The sequence below is a fragment of the Paenibacillus polymyxa M1 genome (genome assembly GCF_000237325.1).
Classification (GTDB): Bacteria; Bacillota; Bacilli; order Paenibacillales; family Paenibacillaceae; genus Paenibacillus; species Paenibacillus polymyxa_C.
On the sequence record NC_017542.1, the window covers coordinates 5,403,100 to 5,428,843 of the forward strand.

The 25,744-nt window shown below is 46.4% G+C and carries 25 protein-coding genes; 9 read left to right on the forward strand and 16 right to left on the reverse strand.

Annotated features, from left to right (window positions below; genetic code table 11):
* Window positions 1-4: 4 nt before the first annotated feature.
* On the reverse strand, window positions 5-1,516 hold the full coding sequence (gene cls, locus PPM_RS24260) for a cardiolipin synthase (protein WP_013373462.1): 1,512 nt from the start codon (window positions 1,514-1,516) through the stop codon (window positions 5-7).
* A 196-nt stretch (window positions 1,517-1,712) separates the two neighbouring features.
* On the opposite strand from cls, the gene PPM_RS24265 reads away from it, so the two are divergent.
* From PPM_RS24265 to PPM_RS24280, 4 genes are read left to right on the forward strand one after another with little or no spacing between them, the layout of a single operon-like run.
* Window positions 1,713-2,306 carry a TetR/AcrR family transcriptional regulator gene (locus PPM_RS24265; protein WP_013373463.1) on the forward strand — a complete coding sequence of 198 codons (594 nt, stop codon included), beginning with the start codon at window positions 1,713-1,715 and terminating at the stop codon, window positions 2,304-2,306.
* Between the two features lie 46 nt (window positions 2,307-2,352).
* A complete protein-coding gene (locus tag PPM_RS24270; protein ID WP_013373464.1) occupies window positions 2,353-2,694 on the forward strand; it encodes a DMT family transporter in 342 nt (113 codons plus the stop codon).
* Window positions 2,694-3,008, forward strand: a complete 315-nt coding sequence (locus tag PPM_RS24275) for a DMT family transporter (protein WP_013373465.1) — start codon at window positions 2,694-2,696, stop codon at window positions 3,006-3,008. Before PPM_RS24270 ends, PPM_RS24275 begins: the two co-directional genes overlap by 1 nt.
* 13 nt (window positions 3,009-3,021) lie before the next feature.
* Window positions 3,022-3,954 (forward strand): 1-phosphofructokinase family hexose kinase, encoded by a 933-nt coding sequence (locus PPM_RS24280; RefSeq protein ID WP_013373466.1) that lies wholly within the window; start codon window positions 3,022-3,024, stop codon window positions 3,952-3,954.
* Between the two features lie 99 nt (window positions 3,955-4,053).
* Here PPM_RS24280 and PPM_RS24285 read toward each other — a convergent pair whose 3' ends face one another.
* Window positions 4,054-4,488: an Lrp/AsnC family transcriptional regulator gene (locus PPM_RS24285; protein ID WP_013373467.1), complete on the reverse strand. Its 435-nt coding sequence runs from the start codon at window positions 4,486-4,488 to the stop codon at window positions 4,054-4,056.
* A gap of 157 nt (window positions 4,489-4,645) precedes the next feature.
* Between PPM_RS24285 and PPM_RS24290 the strand changes: the two genes are divergently transcribed.
* Together PPM_RS24290 and PPM_RS24295 are read left to right on the forward strand one after the other, a co-directional pair.
* Window positions 4,646-5,107 (forward strand): VOC family protein, encoded by a 462-nt coding sequence (locus tag PPM_RS24290; RefSeq protein ID WP_013373468.1) that lies wholly within the window; start codon window positions 4,646-4,648, stop codon window positions 5,105-5,107.
* Window positions 5,108-5,275: 168 nt separating this feature from the next.
* Window positions 5,276-5,740 (forward strand): DUF3592 domain-containing protein, encoded by a 465-nt coding sequence (locus PPM_RS24295; protein WP_013373469.1) that lies wholly within the window; start codon window positions 5,276-5,278, stop codon window positions 5,738-5,740.
* A gap of 11 nt (window positions 5,741-5,751) precedes the next feature.
* On the opposite strand, the gene PPM_RS24300 is transcribed toward PPM_RS24295, so the two are convergent.
* Both PPM_RS24300 and mobA read right to left on the reverse strand, forming a co-directional pair.
* Window positions 5,752-6,366 carry a LysE/ArgO family amino acid transporter gene (locus PPM_RS24300; RefSeq protein ID WP_013373470.1) on the reverse strand — a complete coding sequence of 205 codons (615 nt, stop codon included), beginning with the start codon at window positions 6,364-6,366 and terminating at the stop codon, window positions 5,752-5,754.
* Window positions 6,367-6,412: 46 nt separating this feature from the next.
* Window positions 6,413-7,042 (reverse strand): molybdenum cofactor guanylyltransferase, encoded by a 630-nt coding sequence (gene mobA, locus PPM_RS24305; protein ID WP_013373471.1) that lies wholly within the window; start codon window positions 7,040-7,042, stop codon window positions 6,413-6,415.
* Window positions 7,043-7,236: 194 nt separating this feature from the next.
* On the opposite strand from mobA, the gene PPM_RS24310 reads away from it, so the two are divergent.
* Entirely contained in the window at window positions 7,237-8,469 is a 1,233-nt protein-coding gene (locus PPM_RS24310; RefSeq protein WP_013373472.1) for an MFS transporter, read from the forward strand.
* Between the two features lie 126 nt (window positions 8,470-8,595).
* Here the strand turns inward: PPM_RS24310 and PPM_RS24315 are convergent, their stop codons facing one another.
* Window positions 8,596-10,275: a glutamine--tRNA ligase/YqeY domain fusion protein gene (locus PPM_RS24315; RefSeq protein WP_013373473.1), complete on the reverse strand. Its 1,680-nt coding sequence runs from the start codon at window positions 10,273-10,275 to the stop codon at window positions 8,596-8,598.
* Between the two features lie 206 nt (window positions 10,276-10,481).
* On the opposite strand from PPM_RS24315, the gene PPM_RS24320 reads away from it, so the two are divergent.
* Window positions 10,482-11,207: a hypothetical protein gene (locus PPM_RS24320; protein WP_013373474.1), complete on the forward strand. Its 726-nt coding sequence runs from the start codon at window positions 10,482-10,484 to the stop codon at window positions 11,205-11,207.
* Between the two features lie 84 nt (window positions 11,208-11,291).
* Window positions 11,292-11,840, forward strand: coding sequence for a GNAT family N-acetyltransferase (locus tag PPM_RS24325; protein WP_013373475.1), 549 nt, complete (start codon window positions 11,292-11,294; stop codon window positions 11,838-11,840).
* 105 nt (window positions 11,841-11,945) lie between these two features.
* Here PPM_RS24325 and PPM_RS24330 read toward each other — a convergent pair whose 3' ends face one another.
* From PPM_RS24330 to PPM_RS24380, 11 genes are all read right to left on the reverse strand, one after another.
* Window positions 11,946-12,440, reverse strand: coding sequence for a GNAT family N-acetyltransferase (locus tag PPM_RS24330; RefSeq protein WP_013373476.1), 495 nt, complete (start codon window positions 12,438-12,440; stop codon window positions 11,946-11,948).
* 125 nt (window positions 12,441-12,565) lie between these two features.
* Window positions 12,566-13,795: an MFS transporter gene (locus tag PPM_RS24335; protein ID WP_016324831.1), complete on the reverse strand. Its 1,230-nt coding sequence runs from the start codon at window positions 13,793-13,795 to the stop codon at window positions 12,566-12,568.
* Window positions 13,796-13,841: 46 nt separating this feature from the next.
* Window positions 13,842-15,974 carry a molybdopterin-containing oxidoreductase family protein gene (locus tag PPM_RS24340; protein ID WP_016324832.1) on the reverse strand — a complete coding sequence of 711 codons (2,133 nt, stop codon included), beginning with the start codon at window positions 15,972-15,974 and terminating at the stop codon, window positions 13,842-13,844.
* Between the two features lie 356 nt (window positions 15,975-16,330).
* Window positions 16,331-17,176 (reverse strand): formate/nitrite transporter family protein, encoded by an 846-nt coding sequence (locus PPM_RS24345; RefSeq protein WP_013373481.1) that lies wholly within the window; start codon window positions 17,174-17,176, stop codon window positions 16,331-16,333.
* Between the two features lie 386 nt (window positions 17,177-17,562).
* Window positions 17,563-18,924: an FAD-dependent oxidoreductase gene (locus PPM_RS24350; RefSeq protein WP_013373482.1), complete on the reverse strand. Its 1,362-nt coding sequence runs from the start codon at window positions 18,922-18,924 to the stop codon at window positions 17,563-17,565.
* Between the two features lie 392 nt (window positions 18,925-19,316).
* A complete protein-coding gene (locus PPM_RS24355) occupies window positions 19,317-19,793 on the reverse strand; it encodes a glutathione peroxidase (protein WP_013373483.1) in 477 nt (158 codons plus the stop codon).
* Between the two features lie 116 nt (window positions 19,794-19,909).
* Entirely contained in the window at window positions 19,910-20,803 is an 894-nt protein-coding gene (locus PPM_RS24360; RefSeq protein WP_013373484.1) for an ABC transporter ATP-binding protein, read from the reverse strand.
* Between the two features lie 226 nt (window positions 20,804-21,029).
* Entirely contained in the window at window positions 21,030-22,049 is a 1,020-nt protein-coding gene (locus PPM_RS24365) for an LLM class flavin-dependent oxidoreductase (protein WP_016324835.1), read from the reverse strand.
* 138 nt (window positions 22,050-22,187) lie between these two features.
* Window positions 22,188-23,333 (reverse strand): AI-2E family transporter, encoded by a 1,146-nt coding sequence (locus PPM_RS24370; RefSeq protein ID WP_013373486.1) that lies wholly within the window; start codon window positions 23,331-23,333, stop codon window positions 22,188-22,190.
* A 150-nt stretch (window positions 23,334-23,483) separates the two neighbouring features.
* Window positions 23,484-24,497 carry an LCP family protein gene (locus PPM_RS24375; RefSeq protein WP_013373487.1) on the reverse strand — a complete coding sequence of 338 codons (1,014 nt, stop codon included), beginning with the start codon at window positions 24,495-24,497 and terminating at the stop codon, window positions 23,484-23,486.
* 113 nt (window positions 24,498-24,610) lie between these two features.
* The gene (locus PPM_RS24380; RefSeq protein ID WP_013373488.1) at window positions 24,611-25,555 is read right to left on the reverse strand and encodes a cation diffusion facilitator family transporter; all 945 of its coding nucleotides are present in this window, start codon (window positions 25,553-25,555) and stop codon (window positions 24,611-24,613) included.
* Window positions 25,556-25,744 lie beyond the last annotated feature (189 nt).

Here is a 25,744-nt window from a genome sequence, read left to right on the forward strand (position 1 = left end):
TGCATTACAGCAGCGGTGAAAGCAGCCGAGCCAGCGATTCCATTAAACGTTTGAACAGACGTTTTTTCATGAATTCCTCGCGTACGATCAAACTGGCATTCTGCAAATCTCGCTCATAGTCGGTCACCATCTGCTGCACACTGTGTGTTTGAATCAACAGAGCGTTCACTTCAAAATTCAGATGGAAGCTGCGCATATCCATATTGGCTGTCCCAATAGTCGCAACTTCCCCGTCAATAATGAGAAGCTTGGAGTGAAGAAATCCTTTTTCATATTCATATACCTTGACTCCCACCTCCAGCAACGATTGGAAATACGAGTGGGATGCGAGAAAAGGCAGCCATTTATCCGGTTTCGCGGGAAATAGAATACGCACATCCAACCCGGATAGAGCAGCCATCCGTAAAGCAGTCAGGATATCTTCATCCGGGATAAAATAAGGAGTGGCAATCCAGACGGATTTTCGAGCGGATGTGATCATGGAGAAGAATAGATTTTTAAGCACTCTCCGCTCATTGTCTGGTCCGCTGGCAATAATCTGTACGCCGCCATCCGTGATCGGTTCAATATCGGGAGACAGATATTCGCTATCCAGTACCGATTCACCCGTCATATGAAGCCAATCCTGTAAAAATATAAGTTGCAACGTCCGCACAGCTTCGCCCTTCACAATCATATGCGTGTCACGCCAAAAGCCGTAGGCTTTGTTGCGGCTGAGATACTCATCTCCCACATTTAGGCCACCGATTAATCCAATATTACCGTCGATAACTACAATTTTACGGTGATTACGGTAGTTTACCCGACTGGAGAAGAACAAAATCCGAGCGCCTCCGTATGCAACAACCTCTACTCCTGCATCTTTCATTTCCTTCAAAAATGCCTTCGATAACTGAATACTACCGACTGCATCGTACATAAACCGAACCTTAACACCCGCTTTAGCCTTTTCAATCAAAATTTTCTGAATGCTGGTACCGATATCATCCGAGCGGAAAATGTAATATTCCATATGGATATGATGCTGCGCCTTGCGCAGTTCTTCGAGCAGCGTGGAGAAGGTTTCATCTCCATTATTCAGAATCTGGGTTTCTGTCGCAAAATAAATCGGGGAGCGGGCCAATCTCCGGGCCAGGCGCATTAACTGCTGCTGCTCATCTGTAAAGCAGGTCAGATCTCGTTTGACCCGCAAAGCATCCTTTTCGATACGCTCATACGCCTGTTGGTCACGCAATGCCTTTTTGTCATACTTACGGCGCTTGAATACATTTTGCCCAAATAAAAAATAAAGAGGAAGTCCAACGACTGGCAACAACGCCAGCAGCAAAATCCATGACATGGTGGTGGAAGGATTACGATTCTCCGTGAAAATAATCAGACTTATGGAAATAACCGTCAAGGTAGAGAAAATACTGATGACAGTTCCTTCATTTTTACCGATGTAATTAAACAAGCCAAAATAATAAATAATAAACACCATAGCCGCGATCAATACGGCCAGTAAGCTTCGCCTCATAACTAACCTCACTTCCAATGGACTGCATTTGAACAGGTATTCCTCATTATATTGTACATGAGCCCCTTATTTCTTCCCACTTTTTTATTTAAATGTTGAATAAAAAAATCCAGAGTACATAATGAAATGTCGATGGGTTGACACTTACTTTTTTTCATGTGAAAATAAACTAACGAACGTTAGGTAGGTGATGATAATGGGAATGGAAGAGATTCGAAAGGCCGCTCTTTTCCAATTTGCCGCCAATGGGTATGAGGGAGCATCCTTGAGCAGTATTGCCGCCGAGGTTGGAATCCGAAAACCGTCTATATATGCGCATTTTCAGGGTAAGGAGGATTTGTTTTTGCAGGTGGCAAGTTACGCGTTTCAAGAGCAGAATTTACGTATTTTTGAATACTTTACGGAACGCAAAGAACAGTCGCTGGAGCATACACTGCATAATTTCTTGTTCTGGATGGAACAGGAATATGAGGGCAACAACTCAGCCAAGTTTATGCTTCGTTTTTCCTTTTTTCCACCTGTATCTTTATATAACGAGGTACTGAATATTGTGAATCCTTTCCTGGAACAAATGGAGCGAAAATTAACTCGTCGCCTCCGAAATGTACGGGATCGGGAACCCTTTGGACATATGAAGCCAGCGGATGTGGCTTTAGCCTACATGACGCTGGTGGATGGAATCATGGTAGAGCTGCTGTACAGCGGAAGCACCAACTACCACCGAAGGCTAAACGCTGCATGGCCTATTTTTTGGCGTGGAATTACGTTAACTTCACCTCGTGAAAGGTGAAGTTAATGTAATTGTAAAATTATACTAAATTGAGGAGAAATTCATCATGAATCGCAGTTGGATTTACGTTTTTGTTGGAGGCCTGATTGAGGTCGTATGGGTATCAGGCTTGAAGCATGCAGATTCTGTACTCACCTGGGCTGTAACTGTGCTGGCTGTGGTGGCCAGCTTTTATTTAATCATGAAGGCTGCAAAGCGTCTGCCTGTAGGCACGGTGTATGCTGTATTTACCGGATTGGGCACAGGGGGAACCGTCGTAGGCGAAATGCTGCTTTTCGGGGAACCGTTTCAATGGTCAAAAACGCTGTTAATCGCCCTTTTGCTAGCAGGTGTGATCGGCTTGAAGTTAGTTACCGATCGTGACGCTCAGGAAGGGAGTAGTGCATAATGGCTTGGATTGCATTGGTTATCGCGGGATGCTCGGAAGTGCTTGGAGTCATCGGCATGAAGGGAGTTACGGTCGGTAAAGGGTGGAAGGCTTTAGCACTTATGATCTTATCCTTTATTCTTAGCTTCTCTCTGCTCAGCTACGCCATGAATAGTTTGCCTATGGGAACTTCCTATGCTGTATGGACAGGCATTGGGACCGTCGGCAGTACGATTACAGGCATGTTCTTGTATGGCGAGCAAAAAAGCGTACTGCGTGTTTTGTTCATCGCCATGATTCTTGCCGCAGCATTGGGCTTAAAGCTGATTTCTTAAGGAGTGATGCCTTGTGATTACCACCGTAACGCTTAACGCAGCAGTGGATAAAATCTACACGGTTGCAGGCTTTGGATTGAATGCCGTCCACCGCATTGAAGGCGGCCTGACGGTGCCAGGCGGCAAGGGCGTGAATGCCGCTCGTGTCATTCGCACACTAGGTCAGCCTGTACGAGCGACCGGATTTGTGGCCGGACACACCGGACGGCTGCTCATCGACGGCTTGAGCGCGGAAGGCGTAAACGCCGATTTCATCGAAACGGCACACGGGGAAACCCGTCTCGCCATAACCGTGCTCGACCCGGCTGCCCGCACGCAGACCGAGCTAATTGAGAGCGGCCCGACCGTGGGGCCGCTTGAACTAGCCGCGCTGCGGCGCAAAATCGCGACCCTTGCTGAGGATTCGGCTTGGGTCGTTCTCTCCGGCAGTCTGCCACCCGGCTGCCCGCCCGATCTGTATGCCGAGCTGTGCACGCTGGCGAAGTCGCGCGGCGCGCGGGTGGCGCTGGACGCGAGCGGCGAGGCGCTGCGCTTGGGACTGCGCGGAAAGCCCGACCTCGTGAAGCCTAACGAGGACGAGGCCGCCCGCTTCGCGGGAATCGACGCAGCGCGCCCAGATGCCGCTGAAGCGGCAGCATCGCAGCTGCTGGAAGCAGGAGCGCAGCTGGCCGTCATCTCGCTCGGCGCGCGCGGGGCGCTGGCGGTAACGCGCGATGCGCGCTACCGTGTGAGCCTGCCGGAGGCGGACATTGTCAGCGCACTCGGCAGCGGTGACGCCATGGTCGCCGGAATGGTTACCGGCGCGGCGGCGGGGCTGGATCTCCCTGCCATGCTGCGGCAGGGAGCGGCCTGCGGCACAGCGGCGGCTCTGCACGCCATGGCCGGCAAGATCGAGCTCCAGGACGTGGAGCGTCTGGAGCAGGGAATTACGGTGACGCTGGTGTAATTCAGCGTCACCTTTTTCATCCAACCATTCACCTAATTTAATGTCACGAATAACAGCTTTACTGAATGTTTTGTTCCAAATATGCGTTTCTCTGCTGACCTACAACAAAACCCTGTTTTCCAGTATATTTTTCATACAAATATGCGATTTCGAGGGGCCCAGCTTAACTAGAGAATCCTGAAACTCTGCAATTTCCTCTACAGACGAACTTTGTACCTTAATGAGATAATTAAATTCCCCACTGATGCGGAATAAATCGGTAACTTCCTTCGCCGCCTTACAAAAATCAATCAGCTCTTGGCAATGTTCTGTCTTTACCAGAATAAACGTTGTTGTCCCCCGATTCAGTTCCCGTAAATTAAATACAGCATTATATCCAGAAATAATCCCTCGTTCTTCAAGCTTGGTCATTCTTTCTTTAACGGACGGCTGTGACATTGAAATTTCTTTACTGATTTGGGAAATCGTTATTCGGGCATCATGCTGTAGCAATTTCATGATTTTGTGGTCTATATCGTCCATCTGATGCTGCATATCAAGCACCTCCTGATCGAATTTAAAAAGTAATGCTTTTCATCCAAATTAGCTTTTATTTAATAACTAATATCGTATAAAAATCTTATTTTAAATATATATGTAGCACATAATAATTCATATAATAAGGTTTACTTACATATAAGGAGGATCTGAAATGAGTGTGAAGGGACTAGCTCATGTGGCTATCCAAGCCCGCGATTATCAAGCAACCATTGTATTTTATACCGAAGTATTGGGATTTAAAAGAGGACATCACTGGAGTCTTCCGTCCTTTCGGATTCAAGAAGCTTCCATGCTGATCTCACCTGACCAAAGAACCTGTCTCGAAATCTTTGATAACGATGCCGTCATCCCTGCCCAAGGAAAAAAAGCTGCATCTGAGCATGATGTTGCTCACGGGGCTTTATTACACTTTGCGTTTTACGTGGACAATGTGGATGAAATATATCAAAAAGCCCTTGCCCACGGAGCAAAAACCTTTGTGGAACCCAATCAGCTTACACTTGGAGAACCACCTCTAGTTGTAACCAATGCATTAGTTCATAGCCCTAATGGTGAGGTTATCGAATTTATCGAGGATATTGATTTTGATATGTCTCTATTGAGCAATAAGTAGTCCAAGTAGCTATTGAAAAGATCCACTTCCCTGGAAAGTGGATCTTTTTTGTATTCCATTCCTCTGCGCCTTATTCCCTATGGAAAAATTAAACTATTCGTAAGTATATCCGATATATTGTTTATCGCTTGGTTAAAGGAGTAGATTATCATTTCAATTGATTTCAATGTGTACTGGTTTCATTTTAGCTCCGATCTGCTCATGCCGTTGTTTAGCTTGATCGGTCTGTTGTTCATCTATTTTGGATTCAAAACGATCCGTCGCCATCGTTATCGTAAACGCCACTGGGTCCGTACCAAAGGGCAAATCGTTGACGCGCATATCGAAGTAGATATCGATGTCGTTCCCTTTGACCGTGATGATCCGGTAGATACCAGCTACACCCGCCGATTAAAGGTACGCTTCTATACAGCTTCAGGTGAAGTCGTGGAATTCTGGAATCCTTATAGTACCAATCTCAGCCTTAACCGGGTTGGCAGCAAGACTAAGGTATTATACAATCCGGCTAACCCTCGGGACGCCCGAATTGCAGGCGGCGTAAATGGTGCAGGCTGCCTGGCCTTTATGTTGTTTTTGATTGGTGTCCCCTTTGCTTTGAGCGGGGTATTCGCTTTATTGAAGTTTTTCTTCTAACAAGGATCGGGTCACATACTGGTCATAAAATTTATCGCCATATAAATGGCCAGACCCAAAATAATCAGTGCCGATATTTTGTTGAGCACAGTACCAAACTTTCCTTCTGAATCCATACGTCCTACAAGGCGTCCCGCCGTTGCCAGACCCACAAACCATATCCACGATACTGACACAGCGGCCAGACCGAAGGCCCAACGTTCCACGCCGTTATATTGCAGGGAGCTGGTTCCAATTACACCAACCGTGTCAAGTATAGCATGTGGATTCAGTAGCGATACCGAGGCGGCAAAAATCATCTGGCGTTTTGGCAGCATCGGCTGACTTTCTCCCGAGGAAGCAGCCTTCGATCTCCAAAGAGTCCAAGCCATATACAGCAAGAACAAACAGCCCGCTGCATAAAGCACATTCGTGAGCCATAGAAATTGCTGCAAAACAAGGGATACACCCCCAACAGCAAGCGTGATCAGAATGGTGTCACAGACACCCGCTGTAATGACAGCAGGCAGTGCATTGCGAAACCGCGACTGGGACGCCCCCTGATTAAACACAAATACATTTTGTACCCCTAAAGGCAAAATCAATCCCAATGCCAATAAAACGGCATGTATAATAGCTTCCAGCATGTTATGTACTCCCCCAAATTCATTGCTTAATATTCTCTAAATGCTTCTAATCCTTCCGGAACTGCTCTAACACAAACTTGTAATCCTGAGGATTATTCATGTTGAACACGGCATTGTGCCATATATTCTCAGTCACTCCCGGCATATCCGCTATGGTTGCATACCGAACATTCAACGTTTCCAACCATTCGGTGAGACGAAGCCGTTTATTCCGCAAACGTTCCTCAGCAGATGGCAATACGCTCCGATGATACACTCCCAGCAAAGGATGCATACGTCCGGCCACAGAAGCAATTACCGCTTGCAGTGGTGATTCCGCTGCTCCTTTGGATGCCGCCCACTTCTCAGTTAAAACAAGCAAGGCTTGCAGCACTTCCAGCTGTACAAAAGGCATATCACAGGCCACGACTATTCCCCATTCCGTAGTAGATGCAGATAATCCTGCATGAATACCACTCAAGGGCCCCATACCCGGATAGATATCAGATACAGCTTCCATACTGTCCTGTTCATATCCTTGATCGTCACGGGTGACTACTATCACCCGTTGGGTCGCCTGCTGCAATGTAATATATGTCCGTTCAAGCATAGTAGCTCCTTCAATCTCTAGCAGAGCCTTATCCTGTCCCATTCGGCTGGAACGTCCTCCTGCAATGATAATACCAGTCACTTCCACTAAAAACTCCTCCTTTTTTCAAAAAACAATCACAAATATGCATATGGAATTTTGGACAAAATTGAAATTTACATAATTGTAATTTTATTGGTTTGTTAACCCTTTCAACACATGATACATTGGAATAAAGAACATTCCCACAGATCGACATCGGTGCGTAGTTCTCTATCGGGCTAAGAAAGGAATGGCTTGTCTTGCAAAAGAGAGAAATTCAAGAGACTCCCCTATATTCCCTAAAGCTATATAACTTTTTTCTATATGGAGCTATGGTCATCTTTTCCAGCTTCTTCCCGTTGTATTTGCAAGATATCGGTATGGACAAGCTGGAAATCGGGAGTCTGATGGCCATCGGACCTTTTGTATCTGTATTCGCGAACCCTTTTTGGGGATATACAAGCGACCGGAGCCGAAATCTCCGACGTATTCTACTATTTATGATTATAGGTACACTGTTACTGCTACAAGCTTTATTTCATGTTCACACGTATGTCATGATTTATGTGTCGATGATTGGCTTTTACTTTTTTCAAAGTCCGTTATTTGCCCAAAGCAATACCCTGATTCTCAGTTATATTGAGGGCACAGACCGGAAATTTGGTTCATTTCGCATATGGGGTTCCTTCGGTTGGGCTGTGACTGCGGCAGTTGCCGGCATCGTTGTTGACCACACAGGAGTATCCAGTATATCCACCATCTTTACGATACTTCTTCTGGCTGCATTGATCTGCACCTTGGCAATCCCACCACTAAAAAGCACTGTGGAGACGGCAACCATTCATTTACGTGGCTTTGGCAGTATTTTATTAAACGGATACTTTATTTCCTTCATTTTGTTAGGCATCCTTGTATCAATTCCTAATTCAATCAACGGCGCCTTTATGTCCTTGTACATCACCGAACTGGGTGGGTCCAAGCTGATGCTTGGTTTTGCCGTTTTTATGTCATCGGTATTTGAAATTATTGTCTTTTTAATGTTTGATCGCTTCTTGAAGAAAAAAATGACCGTGATGGTCGGCTGTTTGGCACTCGTCAGTTTGCTGTTTGCCTTACGTTGGGAACTCATGGCTCTGGCTACAGACCCGATTCAGATCGTGTTCATTCAAGCACTTCATTGCGTCACCTTCGGTGGATATTTCTATGTAGGCACCCAGTTGACCGTCCTGTTCACGCCTGCAGCATATCGATCATCCGGACAGGCCGTATATACCTTGACCTGGAGTGGTATATCCGGTATCGTAGCAGGTTTTGCGGGAGGTTGGCTATTCCAGAACTTCGGTGGTGAAATGATGTACCATGCAGGTGTCTTCTTCGCCCTGCTTGGCTCCGCGGGATTTGCTATCATGTGGTATATGCTGTACAAGAACGGTTACCAGCCAGGACATGGCGGCGAGCACAAACCAATAGATGAAGCACCACAACGACAATAGAGTGTCTTCACGTCAATGGTCATGTTCTGAAGAACGGGTATGCGTAAAATAAAGGAGTCTGCCGTTGGCAGACTCCTTTTTCACTTGGCCGCACGAAGCAACCATCCGTCCCACTTTTCCAACATCTTATTGCTTAGGCAATTGGAAAGAGCTTTTCAATGATACCACACGGTTAAATACAGGCTCACCCGGTTTGGAAAGCTTCGGATCTACACTGAAATAACCATGACGGAAAAATTGGAACTTGTCCTGCGATTGTGCTTCTTTCATATTCCGCTCCACATAGCCATGAGCAATTTCCAAAGAGTTCGGATTTAATTGATCAAGGAATGTTTTTTCCGATCCATCCTCTTCCAGCACCTCTGGTTCCTCTGCGTTAATCAATGGCTCATACAAACGGAATTCGGCCGGAACAGCCTGAGTAGCCTCTACCCAATGGATTGTCCCTTTCACTTTACGTCCCGTAAAGCCTGATCCGCTCTTGGTTTCTATATCATAGGTACAGTGAATCTCCGTTACATTACCTTCCGCATCCTTAATGACATCGTTGCATTTAATGAAGTAGGCGTGTTTGAGACGCACCTCATTACCAGGGAACAAGCGGAAGTATTTGCTCGGTGGATTCTCCATGAAGTCCTCACGCTCGATATAAATTTCACGAGAAAACGGAATTTGGCGTGTTCCAAGCTCCGGATTTTCTGTATTGTTCTCCGCCTCCAGCATTTCCACTTGTCCTTCAGGATAGTTCGTAATAACCACTTTCAGCGGATCTATAACTGCCATCGTACGGGGTGCCTTAAGCTTCAGATCCTCACGTGCAAAATGTTCCAGCACCTGCAAATCAATGACTCCGTAGGCTTTGGAAATGCCTGTTTCATATACAAAACTGCGAATGGCCTCTGGCGTATAGCCGCGACGACGCAAACCAGAAATGGTCGGCATCCGCGGATCATCCCAGCCATCTACGTGTTTTTCATCAACCAGAAGCTTGAGCTTACGTTTGCTGGTTACCGTTTGAGCTAGATTTAGCCGTCCAAATTCATATTGATGAGGTACGTTTTCCATCTCGCATTCAGCTACAACCCAATCGTACAGTGGGCGTTGATCTTCGAACTCCAGCGAACAAAGCGAATGCGTTACGCCCTCAATCGCATCTTCCAGCGGATGCGCATAGGAATACATCGGATAGATGCACCAGGTATCGCCTGTATTGTGATGGGCTGTGTGTGAAATGCGGTAAATAACCGGGTCACGCAAATTGATGTTTGGCGAAGCCATATCAATCTTGGCACGCAGCACCTTTTCACCATTCTGGTATTTGCCTGCACGCATCTCTTCAAACAGCTTCAAATTGTCTTCCACGCTGCGATCCCGATAGGGGCTGTTTTGTCCCGGTTCTGTCAGTGTTCCGCGTGTTTCACGAATTTGGTCCGCGCTTTGGTCATCTACGTAGGCTTTCCCCTTTTGAATCAGCAGGATAGCACGCTTGTACATCTCTTCAAAGTAATTGGAGGCAAAATGTTTTTCCTCCCATTCATAACCAAGCCACTTCACGTCCTCCTGAATGGAGTTCACGTATTCCGTGTCTTCCTTCGCCGGATTGGTGTCATCAAAACGCAGGTTCGTGCGTCCTCCGAATTCATCTCCCAACGAGAAATTGATCCAGATGGCTTTAGCATGTCCAATATGCAAATATCCGTTTGGTTCAGGTGGAAAGCGTGTAACAACTTCCTTTACCTTACCCGTACGTAAATCCTCTTCAATAACATTTTTAATAAAATTGGGGGGAGTAATCGGCTTCTCCACGCTAATCAACCTTTCTTCCGTATAATCTGTGTATAACCTGTTCCCTTAAATATACCCTTTCACACCGCATAACTCAATAAAATGAAAATCGGGATGCTCTCTTCAGCAAAAAAAGATGCAAGTTATGAAAAAGAGTTAACATTTTCGGCAAATAAATTCGTTATAGTGTATATATCTTTTATTTTACCGGAAAAGGAGACCCACCCGTGTTTAAGCTGTTGATCGTCATCCTGCTGTCTATGCTGCTGTCCTCTTCCGTTATGACTTCCGATCATCCTTCTTCAAGCATGGTGACCGAAACTGCATTATCTCATGCGCTGGCTAGCGCACCAGAAGACTCAACTGTCCGCCTATACGCCGTGAGCCCGTCCCAGGGACTCTTTCATTCAGCCGTACTGGAAATCGGCCAGCAGCGCCGCACATTCCAGTGGTCGGGCTCAGCGGATATTTCCACCGCACCACAGTTATTTTACAGAGATGTAAACGAAGATGGGGTCCGTGAAGCTGTTGTAATTCTCACACGTGCCTCGGGAACGGGTGTGGAATTGCAGGAGTTGCATATTGTTAACGTACAAACAATGGAGGAATATGCAGTTGAATCAGCAGCAAATGCTGTATCTCAGCGAGTACATAGCTCCGTGGAGCTACGTGACCACAACCGCCAGGTGCATATCGCTGTTATAATTGACGGTACTACACACACGATGGACCCCAAAGCGTCCGTATTTTATGATGATCCAGCCCAATTTACAAAGCATCTCGATTTTAGCTCTGTTGTAATGTATGACGCCGAACAGTTCCCACTGCATGCCACTGTATCTGGTAGCGTATCGCCAAGCGAATTTGTAGGGGATTTGGATCTGAAATATGTATATGAGCAGGGGCGGTTCCGGGTGGGACCTATAAAATTTGAAGCTTCCTCTCCCTTTTGACGACTCTCGCAGAATAAGGTAGCATGGGATTAAATGCTAGACTGGCTGGTTTAGCGATTTTCCGAGTGAAAGAGGGGATTAATCATGTTTACATATGCGTTGGACGAACGCACAGTCCTTCGGCCGCTCACCAAGGAGCATGTGCAGCCTCTGTTTGAGCTGATCGAAATGTCCCGTGACCGTCTGCGTCAATGGCTTCCATGGGTAGACTCCACCACGGAAATCAGCCATACAGAGCAGTTCGTGCAAGGCGCCTTGAAACAAGCCGCAGAGAACGGTAGCCTGACCGCTGGAATTTGGATAGACAACGAGCTCGCTGGCATCATCAGCTACCATGAGATCAATTGGGCCCACCGGTCGGTTAGCATCGGATACTGGCTTGGGCACGGTTACGAAGGACAGGGTCTCATGACCAGTGCCTGCCGCGTATTCGTCGAATATGCGTTGATGGAGTTGGACTTGCATCGGGTCGAAATCCGTTGTGCAACGACGAACCGCCGCAGCCGCGGTATTCCAGAACGCCTGGGCTTTGTGCTCGAAGGCATTGTACGCGAAGCAGAGTTGCTGCCAGATGGCTATATGAACCACGCAGTGTATGGTATGCTCCAGAATGAATGGAAGCAACTTCGATAACATAGTACTGCACAACAACGCCGCAGGCCTGATCAGGTCTGCGGCGTTGTTGGTTATGAGCTGGACATCACAACCGAATGTTGCTGCCTGTCTGGAGCCTCCGGTCTATTTTAAGAAATAGGCCATTAGAACATCATCCACGAATTGGCCTGCGATATAAAACTCGTCATGCAGGCGCCCTTCAATTGCAAAACCGCACTTTTCATAAAACATAAGGGCTTCCGTGTTACAGGAGAGTACACGCAAACTTAACTTGCGTATGCCCTCCGCAGCTGCAATCTCCTTCATGGAGTTCATGAGCGCCGTCCCAATACCTTTGCGATGATAGTCTGGACGTACAGCTATATTTATTTCGAGTACATGACAATTACTAGCCAACAGTGTTGGAGGACGAAATCCAATATACCCGCAGAGCACTTCCTGTTCGATGGCGACCAGTTGAGAGCCTGGAGGCGTGTTGCGCAGAAACTCTCCGCGCGACTTCCATGACAGCGAAGCAGGAGCCGTGCGTTCATTCCATACCAGTTCATCCAGCGCAATCAGATCAGGAGCATCCTTCATCTCCGAATGACGTATCGTCAAAGATTGACTTGTAAACAATTCCTTTCAATCCTTCCTGTGAAGGCTTTCCTGAAGCAATAACTGCAACCAGCTGTCACCTATTGTACCATAATAAAAGCTCATTATTGAACTTTTATCGGGACTTAAGGACTGGGAACATCCACCTAAGAAGGAGTAGTATCCAAATTATCCAAATCATGCCGAAAACGGTTCAACCAGCTATGCAGAATGAAAAACAGAATGGATAATACGGCTACGCCTAATGCCAGCCAAAGTGTGGGCGGTAACCCACCGCCATCATATAACTTCCCCATAATATAAGGTCCCATCACCCGTCCGGCTGCGCCAATGCCCCCTACAAGTCCAATGTAAAAAGGTGCACCCCGACCTCCATGATCAGACAGGAATGCTGGAACCGCAGGTGCGATCAGCATTTCTCCTAGAGTCGCCAGTACCATAGCGAATATCATCCCAGTATAGTTCTGTGTGCCCAGTATGACTATATAAGCTGCCAAATAAAATCCTCCAGCCCATGTCATTTGCGCCGAAGCGTGATGAGCGTACAGCCGTTTGATCCAGAAAATAATAGGTTGTGCGGCAAAAATAAGAACACCATTCAACGTCCATAGTAGCCCATACATCGTTTTAGGCAAGCCCTGCTCAATAATATAGGGAGAGACTCCCGTATTCCAGATCGAATTACCGAACCACAAAAAAAGTGAACCTAACCCCACAAAGAGATACAGCCTGGTATCACGAAACAGCAACCGAGCTGGTATTTCTTCTCTTTTCATCACAGACTTGCTGAGCTGAACTTCCCCCTCTTCCCGATCTACTCTGCTTAGATACGACCAGAAGAATCCGGCAAATACCGCAGAAGTCACTCCGTTCATGACAAAGCTGAGCTGATAGGAAAGGTCGGCCAGAACGCCGCTCAGTCCCGTTCCGAGTGCCACCCCAATATTGTTCGCGACATAAATGATATTAAACAGCTCTCCACGTCGGTCAGCAAAACGAAAACCTACAAAGGCCTGAATCGCAGGCACAGATACCACATTAAAAAAGCCGATAAAGCCCATCATGATGACAAAAGCTACCCAATGACCACTGGTAAATGGAAGCGAGAGAAGTCCCAACGCATTCATGGCCAGTGAGCCGACAATCAGTTTCTTGGCTCCAATACGATGATAAAGGGCTCCGCCCAGCACTTGACCAAATATTCCGCCTAAAGACTGCACTAAAATCGCAATCCCCGCATCTCCCATACTACGGTTTAGTTCGTCGAATACATACATGCTAACGAGCGGCCACATGAGGGAACTTCCTGCGGAATTAATCAGGCTGGCAATGAGAAATACTTTTACTTCTTTCGGATAAGACTCCAACCATTTCATATATTTTGCTTCTCCTTTTGCACCTGACGCCATTAAAGGCATATTCTCATTGGCGCTTCACATTCACCACCGTTGAGAAAAAAGTAGCCCCCTGCCCCATATCCGACAGCCGGTCAGAGGTTAACGCATTGGCACGCTGTCTGCGTCCTTTGCCTTTCCACCATAATCCTTGGCTAATCACCGTGCCGGGCAGCATCAGATCGGTAACCTTGGCTTTCAATTCATACATTCCCCTGTCATTCCAGACGGTAACCGGATCACCATCTGCGATGTCTCTTGCCTGAGCATCCTCCGGGTGAATTTGCAACAAAGGCTCCCGCTCCAATCGCTGATGCTTGGGCAAATTAGCAAATGTAGAATTCAAAAAATTATGGTTTGGCGGTGAAACAAACATCAATGGAAAACGGTCATCCGCTTGCGGCCGATGCTCTCCGTCATACCCTTCAATCAGCGGTACATAGGAGGGCAATGCGGGCAGACCTGCTTGTTTCATTTTTTCCGAATACAACTCAATCTTGCCTGAAGGCGTAGTTAGACGCTCCAAATAAGTAGCCTTTGGCGTCATATCAAGCTTTACAAAAGGCGACTTTTTTAAGGCATCCAAGGTTACACCATTGAGATAAGGGTTCGTTGGATTATCAAGCGCGCCTGCGATCATATCTTCTTCACTTTCTGTAAAGGCAGCTTCATCAAAGCCCATTGCCTGTCCGAGCAGGCTAAATAGCTCATAATTGCTTTTGCTTTCCCCAAGCGGATCAATGACAGGCTTCTGCATCTGGATATAGTGGTGCCAGTACGATTTGTATAAGTCTGTTCCTTCAAAAGAAGACGCAGCAGGCAGCACAATATCTGCATAGCAGGCCGTATCGGTAAGGAACAGGTCATGAACAACCGTAAACAGATCCTCTCGTTCAAATCCCTCCGTCACCCGTTCCGAATCGGGTGCTACAACTACCGGGTTACTACAATATACAAATAACGCCTTAATCGGTTGTTCCTTCTGTAGCAGCGCCTCTCCAATCCGGTTCATGTTGATCACCCGGGCATCCGGGTTCTGTCGCAGATCAGGACGCTCCAGATGGGCGCTGTTAATCTTGGCATAAGCACCATTGGAGCGCGACGCTCCCCCGCCGTGTTTCAACCATTGTCCAGTGAGTGCAGGCAAGCATGTAACTGCACGTACGTTCATACCGCCATTATCATGATGCTGAAGCCCATTTCCGATATTGATATAGGCCGCTCGCGCCTTCCCGTACATTTCCGCCAAACGGATAATATCCTCTTTCGGCACGCCGGTAATCTGCGAAACCCGCTCTGGTGTATAGGTCTTAACATGCTCGCGCAGTTCCTCGTGACCTACGGTATAGCGACGTAAAAATTCGTCGTCTGTCAGCCCCTGATCAAACAGCACATGCATAACCCCCAGCGCAAGCGCCGTATCCGTTCCCGGATATAAGGGAATGAACCAATCCGCCCATTGTGCCGTCCGGTTGCGATGGACATCAATAACGACCACCTTAGCACCTTTTTTACGTGCTTTCTCAGCCAATACGACCTGATGCATGTTGGTGCTGATGACGTTTCCGCCCCATACAATAATGAGCTCTGCATCCTCTGTGTCCTCCGGGCTTGTGCCGCCCTTAAATCCCATAACGGATGCCCAGCCTTCATTCCCAGCCACACTGCAAATCGTCTGATCCAGTTGGCTTGAACCCAGCGCATTGAAAAAGCGACGATCCATTCCATCCACACTCAATACACCCATATTGCCATAAAAGCTGTAGGGGAGAATGGATTCCGGTCCATCCGTACGTATCAGCTCCTTGAACCGACCTGTAATGGTATCGACCGCCTCCTCCCAGCTAATTCGTTCAAACTTCCCTTCCCCTTTGGCGCCTACACGCTTCAACGGATAAAGCACCCGATCCGGATCATATACTCGCTCGGTCATATTCCGGACTTTGTTGCATATAGCCCCTTTGGTAATGGGATGATCCGGATTACCAGTCACCTTGACTATCTTTCCATTTTCCTTGTGAAGCAGGAGCCCACACGTATCCGGGCAATCCAACGGGCATACGGCCGGAAAAATACCGTTCTGCTGCTCCGTCATCCGCTGTCCTCTGTGTAAGTTGTGTTGAAGTGTGGCCTCAAGAGGCGCGCTATTGCGATGATCCATGGTGTTAATGCTCCTTTCCGTTACCGTTTCCAAAAATTACACTGTTCTTATCATATCTACAGCTTTGGCCTATGGCAAGAGAAGGATTTTACCACACAGCATCTCTCCAAAATATATAAAAATCCGCCTGCTGTTTAGAGCAAAACGGATTTTAAAAATCATAATTATTTTTTTATCATCCTGTTTCATCATTACATACCCAGGGTAAAAGAGATCAAGGCATTATGGACGAGAGCACACTCATCCTCCATGCCAAATCATGGACCACTCCCAAAAAAATCCGCCATGACAGGTTTCGTTCCCCCGGGCCTGTCATGGCGGATTTGCTTTGTTCATTGCTTCATAAAGTAACGTGATTATGCATGATCACTCAACGGATTGGATGCAACGGAAGGAGTAATTTGAGATTCATTCACGGAATGTGTGTTGGTTTGAGTTTTTTTCAGATAGGCCAGCCAGTAGGCTCCAGCCACAAACAGACTGCCTCCTACCAAATTCCCCAACCAAACCGGAATGAAATTCATAACATACTCTGCCCACGAAAAATGACCTGCAAAAATAGCCGCCGGAATGAGAAACATATTGGCTACAACGTGCTGAAATCCGATAGCAACAAAGGCCATGGTCGGGAACCAAATTCCCATAATTTTGCCGCCGATGGAGTCTGTGCTATAAGCCATCCATACAGCCAGTGCTACGAGCCAGTTACATCCTATACCTGATATAAAAGACTGCAAAAAGCTTTCATGCAGCTTATGTCCTGCCATATCCACCACTTTATCCAGGTAAGGACCCGTTTCGGTCAAGCCCAGAACATGACCGAAGAAAAATGCAACAAATAATGCACCTGCAAAATTACTGAGCGTAATAATCGCCAAATTACGAAGCATGGCTCCTGTCTTAATTCGTCCTGCCCATCTCGCCAAAGGCACTGCCATCATATTACCGGTCAGCAATTCCCCACCAGCGATCAAAACTAACACCAGACCTACAGGGAACACCGCAGCTCCAATAAAGGTAGCAATGCTCCCCCATTCTTTAGGTGCACTTGCAATAACGCGTATATCCAGCAAAAACCCGAGTGCAATAAATGCACCTGCTAAAAATCCCAATACTACCGCCACAGTCCACGGGTTGTTCGCCTTGGCCACTCCTGTTTCCACCGTCTTTTCGGCAATTTGCCCCGGTTTATAGCTTGCCATCTGCCCCCGCTCCTTTAATATCTTTTAAACAAAATATTCTTCTTTTATATTTTATTTAAAATCAGTGATTTTGTTTGTGAAAAAAATCACTTTATAAAGTGTAAAAAAAACAGCCCTTGGATAAAGGACTGTTTTTCTATTTTATTACATCTACTGCGCTACTACGCGCTTTACATTTAATTGTATTCTTCCTTTTCAACAGCTCTCAAGAACCAAAGAACTCCGCCCAGACCGACGGCTGCAACAACTACAAGAAAAAGGATATAAAACAAATCCATTATAAAGTCTCCCCCTAATCCTTATGCTCTCTATATTGTACTATAAGGATTCATCCGTACGCTTCAGATTGTTGACAAACTTATGAACAATGTCACAGACAAATCGAATTATACAGTAACTGGGTTCCGTTCGGATATTGTAGGCAATGCTTGCAAACCTGCCGCGTTCAGGAAATTCCAAGGCTTGTTATAGTGCGGCTGGAAGAAGAAATCGACAAAAGCCAACTGGTCAATGGTCATATGATTTTGAATGGCTACAGACAGCGTGTTAATGGATTGCGTCAAATCGACCTTCGACATAATTTGTGCCCCAACAATTCTCCGTGTCTCCTGCTCATATACAACCTTCAGCAATACCTTTTCAGAGGTTGGCATAAACTCAGGACGGTAGCTATCTTCAATGGTTACAGCTTCTACAGTCATCCCCTCGTCGGTTGCTGCGGCTTCTGTCATTCCTGTTCCCGCAATATTATCTTCGTAAATTTTGATACCCGAGGTTCCTTGTGTTCCCATGTAGGCAATGGTCGGCTGTACCAGATTGCGTGCCACCAGCGTCCCCATTCGAACCGCATTCGTCGCCAATGGGATATACGCTGTTTTGCCAGTCGGATTATAACGAATTGCACAACTGTCGCCTGCTGCAAACACATCCGGGCAGCTACTTTGCATATAATTGTCCACAATGATCGCACCGTTAGGCAACATATCTACCTGACCTTTGAGCAGATCCGTTTGAGGTCGGAAACCGATACAGAGTATAACAAGCTCTGTTTCATACTCTCCTTTAGAGGTCACGACCTTACTTACTTTACCGTTAGTCCCCTCAAAACGACTTACTGTCTCGCCAAGTACCAGCTTAATGCCATGTTCTCTCAGGGAATTCTCAATCCGGTCTGTAAACTCATGGTCTAAATACTTATTCAATATACGATCAGCACTGTCGATCAGCGTTACGTTCTTACCGTTCATTTGAAAAGCTTCTACCAGTTCAACACCAATGTATCCAGCTCCGACGACTGTAATGTTCTGTACGTGCTGGGCTTTCTCAATGATTTCATTCGAATGATTATAGTTTTTGCAGAGCAAAATATGATCAAGTTCAATGCCTTCCAGCTTCGGAATAATTGGCCACGATCCAGTAGTCACAATCAATTTATCAAATGTGTCCGTAAATTCCTCACCTGTTTGGAGATTACGTGCATGCAGCGTTTTGCCGGCTGTATCCACACTCGTTACCTCATGAAGCATCTTGGTCACTACACCCATATCAGCCAGTTGATCTGGGGACGAATAAAACAATCCGTGCGGATCTTTGACGACACCACCTACGTACAGTGCAATACCACAAGATAAAAATGAAATATTGTCATTACGCTCATAAACCGTAATTTCGGCATCTGGATAACATTTAGCTGTGTTGACTATGGCTGCTGTACCTGCGTGTGTACATCCGATAACTGCTACTTTCATGTTGAATTCCTCCTTGGTGTGTGGGCATAAAATGTATAATAATTGTGAATACTTTCACTTAGGCAACTCGTTACTTCTTGTGATTTATTTCACTTCATGCGCTTATTATAGTGTGATATTTTTCACATTACAATAGCTTTTTATGATATTCACAGTTTGTCCACATTTAAAAAGGTAAGGATGTCTGAGATCAGCCGTTTGCTGAAATCTTTTTTTGCTCCATTCAGTTTTCCCTGTCTGCCCCCTGATTATGCCCTTGGAACAGACTTTCCACACGATGCGTCAATTCTTAGGTAAATGCTCATTTAGAGAATAAAAAAAGGTCTGTTTCCCCTGAGACAGGCAGAAATCAGACCTTGTTTATACATATGCTTTGGAATTACACGAAGCTATTATAACAACTGCTCAATGGCAGCTTTCATCGCTTCCGGTGACTCCTTAGGCTCAAAACGCCCCACAGGCACACCTTCACGATTCACAATGAATTTCGTAAAATTCCACTGAATTGTACCATCTTCCTGTTCTCCAGGCTGCTGCTTCTTCAAATATTCAAACAGAGCTGCTGTATCCGGTCCGTTCACATCCACTTTGGCGAATACCGGGAAATTAACCCCGTAATTCAATTGGCAAAATTCAGCCGCTTCCTCGCTGCTGCCCGGCTCCTGACCGCCAAATTGGTTGCAAGGGAAGCCTAAAACAACGAGCCCTCGATCCTTATATTCGTCATAAAGCTTCTGCAAATCCCCATATTGCGGGGTAAGTCCGCACTTACTGGCGGTATTCACAATAACCAGCACTTTACCTGTGTAAGTTTCCAGAGAAACCTCCTGATTGGCTGGTGTTACAGCATTATATGAATAGACAGACATACAGCATCCTCCTTCATGTCGCTTGGTTTAGGTTCTTAACCTATTTTACCCAAAACGTGACGGACATGCCAATATCCACAGACCCTTTACCGTTGATGCTGCCACTTGATGACCCTCTAACCTCTTGCTGCTACTTGTGGTCTAGCATCACGCCGCTCGGCAACAGAACCCACCGTTTGCTTCTCTTCTACATTCATTCCCTTTACTGCTTGGCTTACCGCAGGCTGACCAGCCAAAGCATACGGAAGACAGAGTGGTACCCCTGTACGAGGATCAGTAACAATATCCGCCTCGATCCCGAACACCTCACGCAGCACATCGGGGGTCATAACCTCAGTCGGGGCTCCTACCGCCTTCGCTTTCCCTTTTTTGATCGCAATCATATGCTGAGCATACCGGGCTGCATGGTTCAAGTCATGCACGACCATAACAATGGTGCGTTCTGCCGAAGTATTCAGATACTCTAACAGATGCAGCACTTCCAGTTGATGCGCCATATCCAAAAATGTAGTCGGCTCATCCAAAAACAATATATCCGTATCTTGCGCAAGCGCCATAGCAATCCAGGCACGCTGACGCTGACCACCAGAAAGCTGATCAATCGGACGATCGTGAAATTCGCTCATTCCCGTTACTTGGATGGCCCACTCTACCATTTTGCGATCTTCCGCTTTCATGGAACCAAAACCTTTTTGATAGGGGAAACGTCCGTAAGATACCAGTTCCGTCACGGTCAACCCTTCCGGCGCAGTCGGATTCTGCGGCAAAATAGCCAACTGCTTCGCTACCTCCCGGGTGGATTGCTTATGAATGGATTTACCATCCAGCAGAACGCTACCGCCTTTAGGATTCATGATGCGAGCCATCGTTTTCAGAATGGTTGACTTACCGGAGCCATTTGCCCCCACCAATGCTGTGATTTTTCCCTGCGGTATTTCTACGTTCAGATCTTCTACGATTAATCGATCCTCATAAGCAATATCCAGATTTGCCGTTTTCAGACGAAACATTTGGAATCATCCCTTTCCCTAATCCAATATATATAGTCACGGGCTTAACGCACGACATTCATCAAAACTTCATTCTATCTTTATATAATAAAGATATTGATAATCATTATCAAGTGTTAACTGGCATATTCCTTCTAATTTACAATGCGTAACGTTCAATATTTCCTCAAAAGTCAAAAAAAATCACAGCCCTAAAGCTGTGATCTTTTAATTCTGGCCATTCGCATTAAGCCTGTACAGAGGACAGTCCAAATGCTTCAGCCATGAGGCGTATTGATTTCATTTTGGCATCAAAGTCGTGAATGATGCTCGCAACCATGATCTCCTGTGCATTATAGTTCTTGCATAATTGCTCAAGCTGACGCTTCACCTGTTCGGGTGAACCGACCACCATACGCTTGCGATTCTCACGAATGCGCATCCGATCATATGGCGTATACGGATACGCAAGCGCCTTTTCGACAGAAGGTGTCCCTGCGGAACGCGTGCCCTGCTCTAAAAGCACCAGGGACAAGTCCATGCTGGATGCCAAACGATTGGCCTCCTCCTCGGTATCCGCGCAGATCGCAAATACGGCAACAAGCGAACGCGGTTGCTCACTATGCTGGGAAGGCTGGAAGCTTTCCTGATATCCCTTCATAGCACCTGTGCCGCCTTCACCATTAATAAACTGCGCGAACGCAAAGCCTACGCCACGCTCGGCGGCCAGACCTGCGCTATCGCCGCTGGAGCCAAGCAGCCACATTTCCGGCACGGTCTCTACGAGCGGCATCGCCTGTAGCGAACCGAAGCGATGCTGGTTGCCTGTGCTATCGTGCAAATAGGCTAGCAGATCATCCAGCTGCTCGGGGTACAGATCAACGCCGCCCCGCATTTTCCCCTCCTGCAAAGCTCTGGTAGCAATCGGCATTCCTCCAGGCGCTCGCCCCAGACCCAGATCAATGCGTCCCGGATACAATCCCTCCAGTACCCGGAAGTTTTCCGCTACTTTATAAGCGCTGTAATGAGGCAGCATCACACCACCCGACCCCACTCGAATGGTAGAGGTACGGGCAGCCAGGTGTGAAATCAATACCTCCGGGCTGGAGCCTGCAAGGTTAGAGGCTGCATGATGCTCGGATACCCAGAAGCGATGATAACCCAGGCGTTCCGCCTCTATAGCAAGCTCAGCAGTCTTTTGTAATGCCTGTGCATGCGTCATGCCTTCCGATACCGGAGATTGGTCAAGAATGCTGAGTTTTATCATAAAAAGTCTGACCTTTCTATTTTGGAATACGAATAGGCATTAATTATAGCACGTAAAGCCACAGTTAACCAAGAGGGGCAAAATAGCAGATTTACCGCACATATTTAGCCATGTTTACTTTTTATAGAGACTTGCTTTTTACTTTACTTTATCTGCTTCATAAAGATGTGAACGCTTTTGAAAGAAACTAAACAGATGGGTCACGATTACTTTCAAGACGGCATAACCTGGAACAGCCAGTACAATTCCTACCACACCAAACAAATTGCCTGCTGTCAAAATAACAAAGATAATCGTGATCGGATGTACTCGAAGAGATTTACCCATAATTTGTGGTGAAATAAATTTACCCTCAATAAGCTGGACGACTGTCCATACGATAACCATTTTGAGCAGCATGATCGGTGAGGTAACTATAGCTACGATTAACGCGGGTGTAATGGCAATTACAGGACCTAAGTAGGGAACCACGCTCGTAAAGGACGCAATGACCGCAAGTGTCAAAGAGTAGTCCAATCCAATAATCAGATAACCAATATACAGCAGCACTCCAATACAGAAGCTGACAATAATCTGTCCACGAATATACGAGCTGACCTGATGATTCATTTCGGTCATGATACGATCTGTCTCTTTACGAAACATAGGTGGAAGCATTTTTAGAATCCACTGCGGCAGCTTGTGTCCATCTTTCAGCAAATAGAACAGAATGAACGGAACCGTAGCGATCGCAAGCACAGTTTCCGTAATCACACCCAAAAAGCTTCCCACACCCGTCCATGCATTATTGATAAAGCCAGATAACTTTTCAGAAGCTTTGGAGGCCAGTTCAGATGGATCTATTTGAATGGTGTTCTGGAATTGGTTGACAAAGTTACTGCCAATCAGTCGCTCAAACTGTTGTTTGACTTGCTCGGTATAGGCAGGGACATTTTGGATAAGGCCCTGTATCTGATCACGGATCACAGGTACCACCGATGTAATCACAATAGCGATAATCCCTATAATGAGCAAAAACAGGACAACAATGGAGTATACCCGCTTTACCTTATTTCGCTCCAGTACATCTACCAGCGGATTGAGCAGATAGTACAATACACCGGACAAAATGACCGGGAGAATGATCGTTTTCAGCAACACGATGACAGGCGTAAATATGTATGAAATTTTGGTAAGCACTAAGATATTCAAACCGATCAGCAGCAATACCAACAGGAATAACACAAACTTGTTGTTCAGGAAAAACTTCTTAAACCGGTCTTTCCATGCCGGAGTTATTTCCACATGACATTCCCCTTCTCTTTAGACAGATGAGTATACGTTCTTCATAATTACGATATATTTTTGCAACAAAATATACAAGGTTATACCCAAATAAACACAAAAGCAAACAAAGTTGTACGTTATTGTACGAACTTCGCTTGCTTTGAAGGGTTATGGAGTATCATTTGTCGTGGTGGCAGCCTCCACCGTCGTAGTCACCGGTTTGTTTTCTTGTTCAAAAAGATTCTGTATGAATCGCTTGAGCTTCCGCTCGTCCACACCCAACACCTGCGCACCTTTGATGGTTTCCCCGCGCACCAGTTCGTTTGGCGGGATTTGCTGCTTCGCTACTGTTTTAGCATCGATATTAAAACCCAATGAAGCCAACTGCAGCATTTCCGTTGTACTCAGATTCGTTTCAATATAAGGAGATATGCTATTTAAAATACTTGGCAGTTTAATGAGCGACGAGGTCGATTGTATTTTACTGCCCAGTTCGGTAATGAATTTGCGCTGTCGCTCCGTACGTGTAAAATCGGAAGTCGCATCATGACGGAAACGTACATATTGCAAGGCTGTTTTGCCGTCCATGTGCTGCATTCCCTTTTTCAAGTCAATATCAAACTGGTGTTTGTCTGCCTTGGACGTATAATGCATATCTTTTTCGACATCCAGGTCAATACCACCTACAGAATCAACCAACGCAATGAAACCATTAAAATCAGTATATACATAATATTGAATTGGTATCCCCAGGAGGTCGCTCACAGTCTGTCTGGTCAAATCAGGCCCACCGTAGGAAAAGGCTGCATTCAATCGACTTTGCCCATGACCCGGGATCTTGACGTACGTATCACGAAGAATCGACATCAGGGTAGCCTTTTTCGTAACCGGATCAACAGAAGCAACCATAACCGAGTCAGAGCGCCCTGAATCTTCTCCACGAGAATCGCCGCCAAGCAGCAGAATATTCACTCTCTCTGTTCCATCCCATTCCGGTGGGAGTGATACCTCTACAGGTTGTACATTGGTTGATGTTTGGGTTTGCGGTTTAAATTTCGAGTCCTGGCCGGAAGCAACCGAAATTTGATTCGTAAAATGATATATAGAATAAGCATAATATCCGCCCACTAAAAGGACTGTAGCAGTCACAGAAATACCTAGCCATTTTAAAAATTTTCGCATATTTTCGGGTAACCTCGCTTTTATTCATCATCGTTCGGCTTTTAAAAGCATACCCTTCCGGCAAGTTATCTGTCAATTCGAGGCGTTTGTTCTAGGGGCGTTATTCGTATCGGTTACACCTTATCTTCAGGCTCTTTTTCTGTTGATTTTACAGCATGGAGGTCGTCTGCATACCACGGATTCAAATGGACAAGCACCTCATAAACCCGTGGCTCCCGCTTCATGACGGCCCTCTTGATCAGCCGGATAATATCGTGTCCCTGCTGAATCGTCAAAGAGGCATCCACTGAAGCTCGGATATCTACAATAATATAATGACCGTGCTCACGGGCACGGATACGGTCAATACGCTGAACCTCGGCTACACTCAGTGCGGCTGCTGCGTAGCTTTCGATTTCCTCGGTTGCAATAGCCTTCTCCATGAGCACATCTATAGATTCGCGGCCCATTTCCCATGCCAATTTCAGAACCAGCAACGCCACTACAAACCCCGCAATGGGGTCGCCGTAAGATAAAATCGGAATATCCCAGTGTTCCCCGATCAGTCCTAATCCGATGCCCAATACAGCCGCTCCAGAGGCATATACATCAGCGAGGTGATCTTTTGCCGTCGCAATGAGGCCCTGACTATTGGCCGCTCTGCCAATACGAATTGTGTAGAGATACAGCCACTGTTTCCAGAGCAAGGAAATAATGGCTGCCACTAAGGCTAGTATATGCTCCTGTGGCATCGGTTCGAACAGCGCAGCAATGGAATGATAGCCGATAAATATACCTGCCCCGAACAATATGACCGCCACCACACTAGCACCAATGACTTCTGCCTTGCCGTGACCATAAGGATGATCCTCATCCGGAGGCTGGCTGGATATTCTCATCGCTCCCAGTGCGGTTGCAGAAGCAATCACGTCCCCGGCGTTATGCACACCATCGGCCACCAGCACCTTACTGTTGAACATGAGTCCTGCGATGATTTTGATGCCGGTTAAGAGGATGTTGCTAATCAGGCTGATCCATGCTGAGACCATGGCACGCTTGCCCATATCCTGTTCCTGCATGATGTATAACCCCTCCAAATTATCTTTTAAAAAATGTCCTACCCGCTATTCGGTTATCTCAAGGCATCTTTCGCTGCTCTTTATCTTATGATGCTGTTCTTGCAGCGGCATAGTTGAAGATTATAATAGCCCCGGAAGATGAGCCTCCCCGGGGCTATTATGATAACCATAGTGGAGCATTCTATGAGA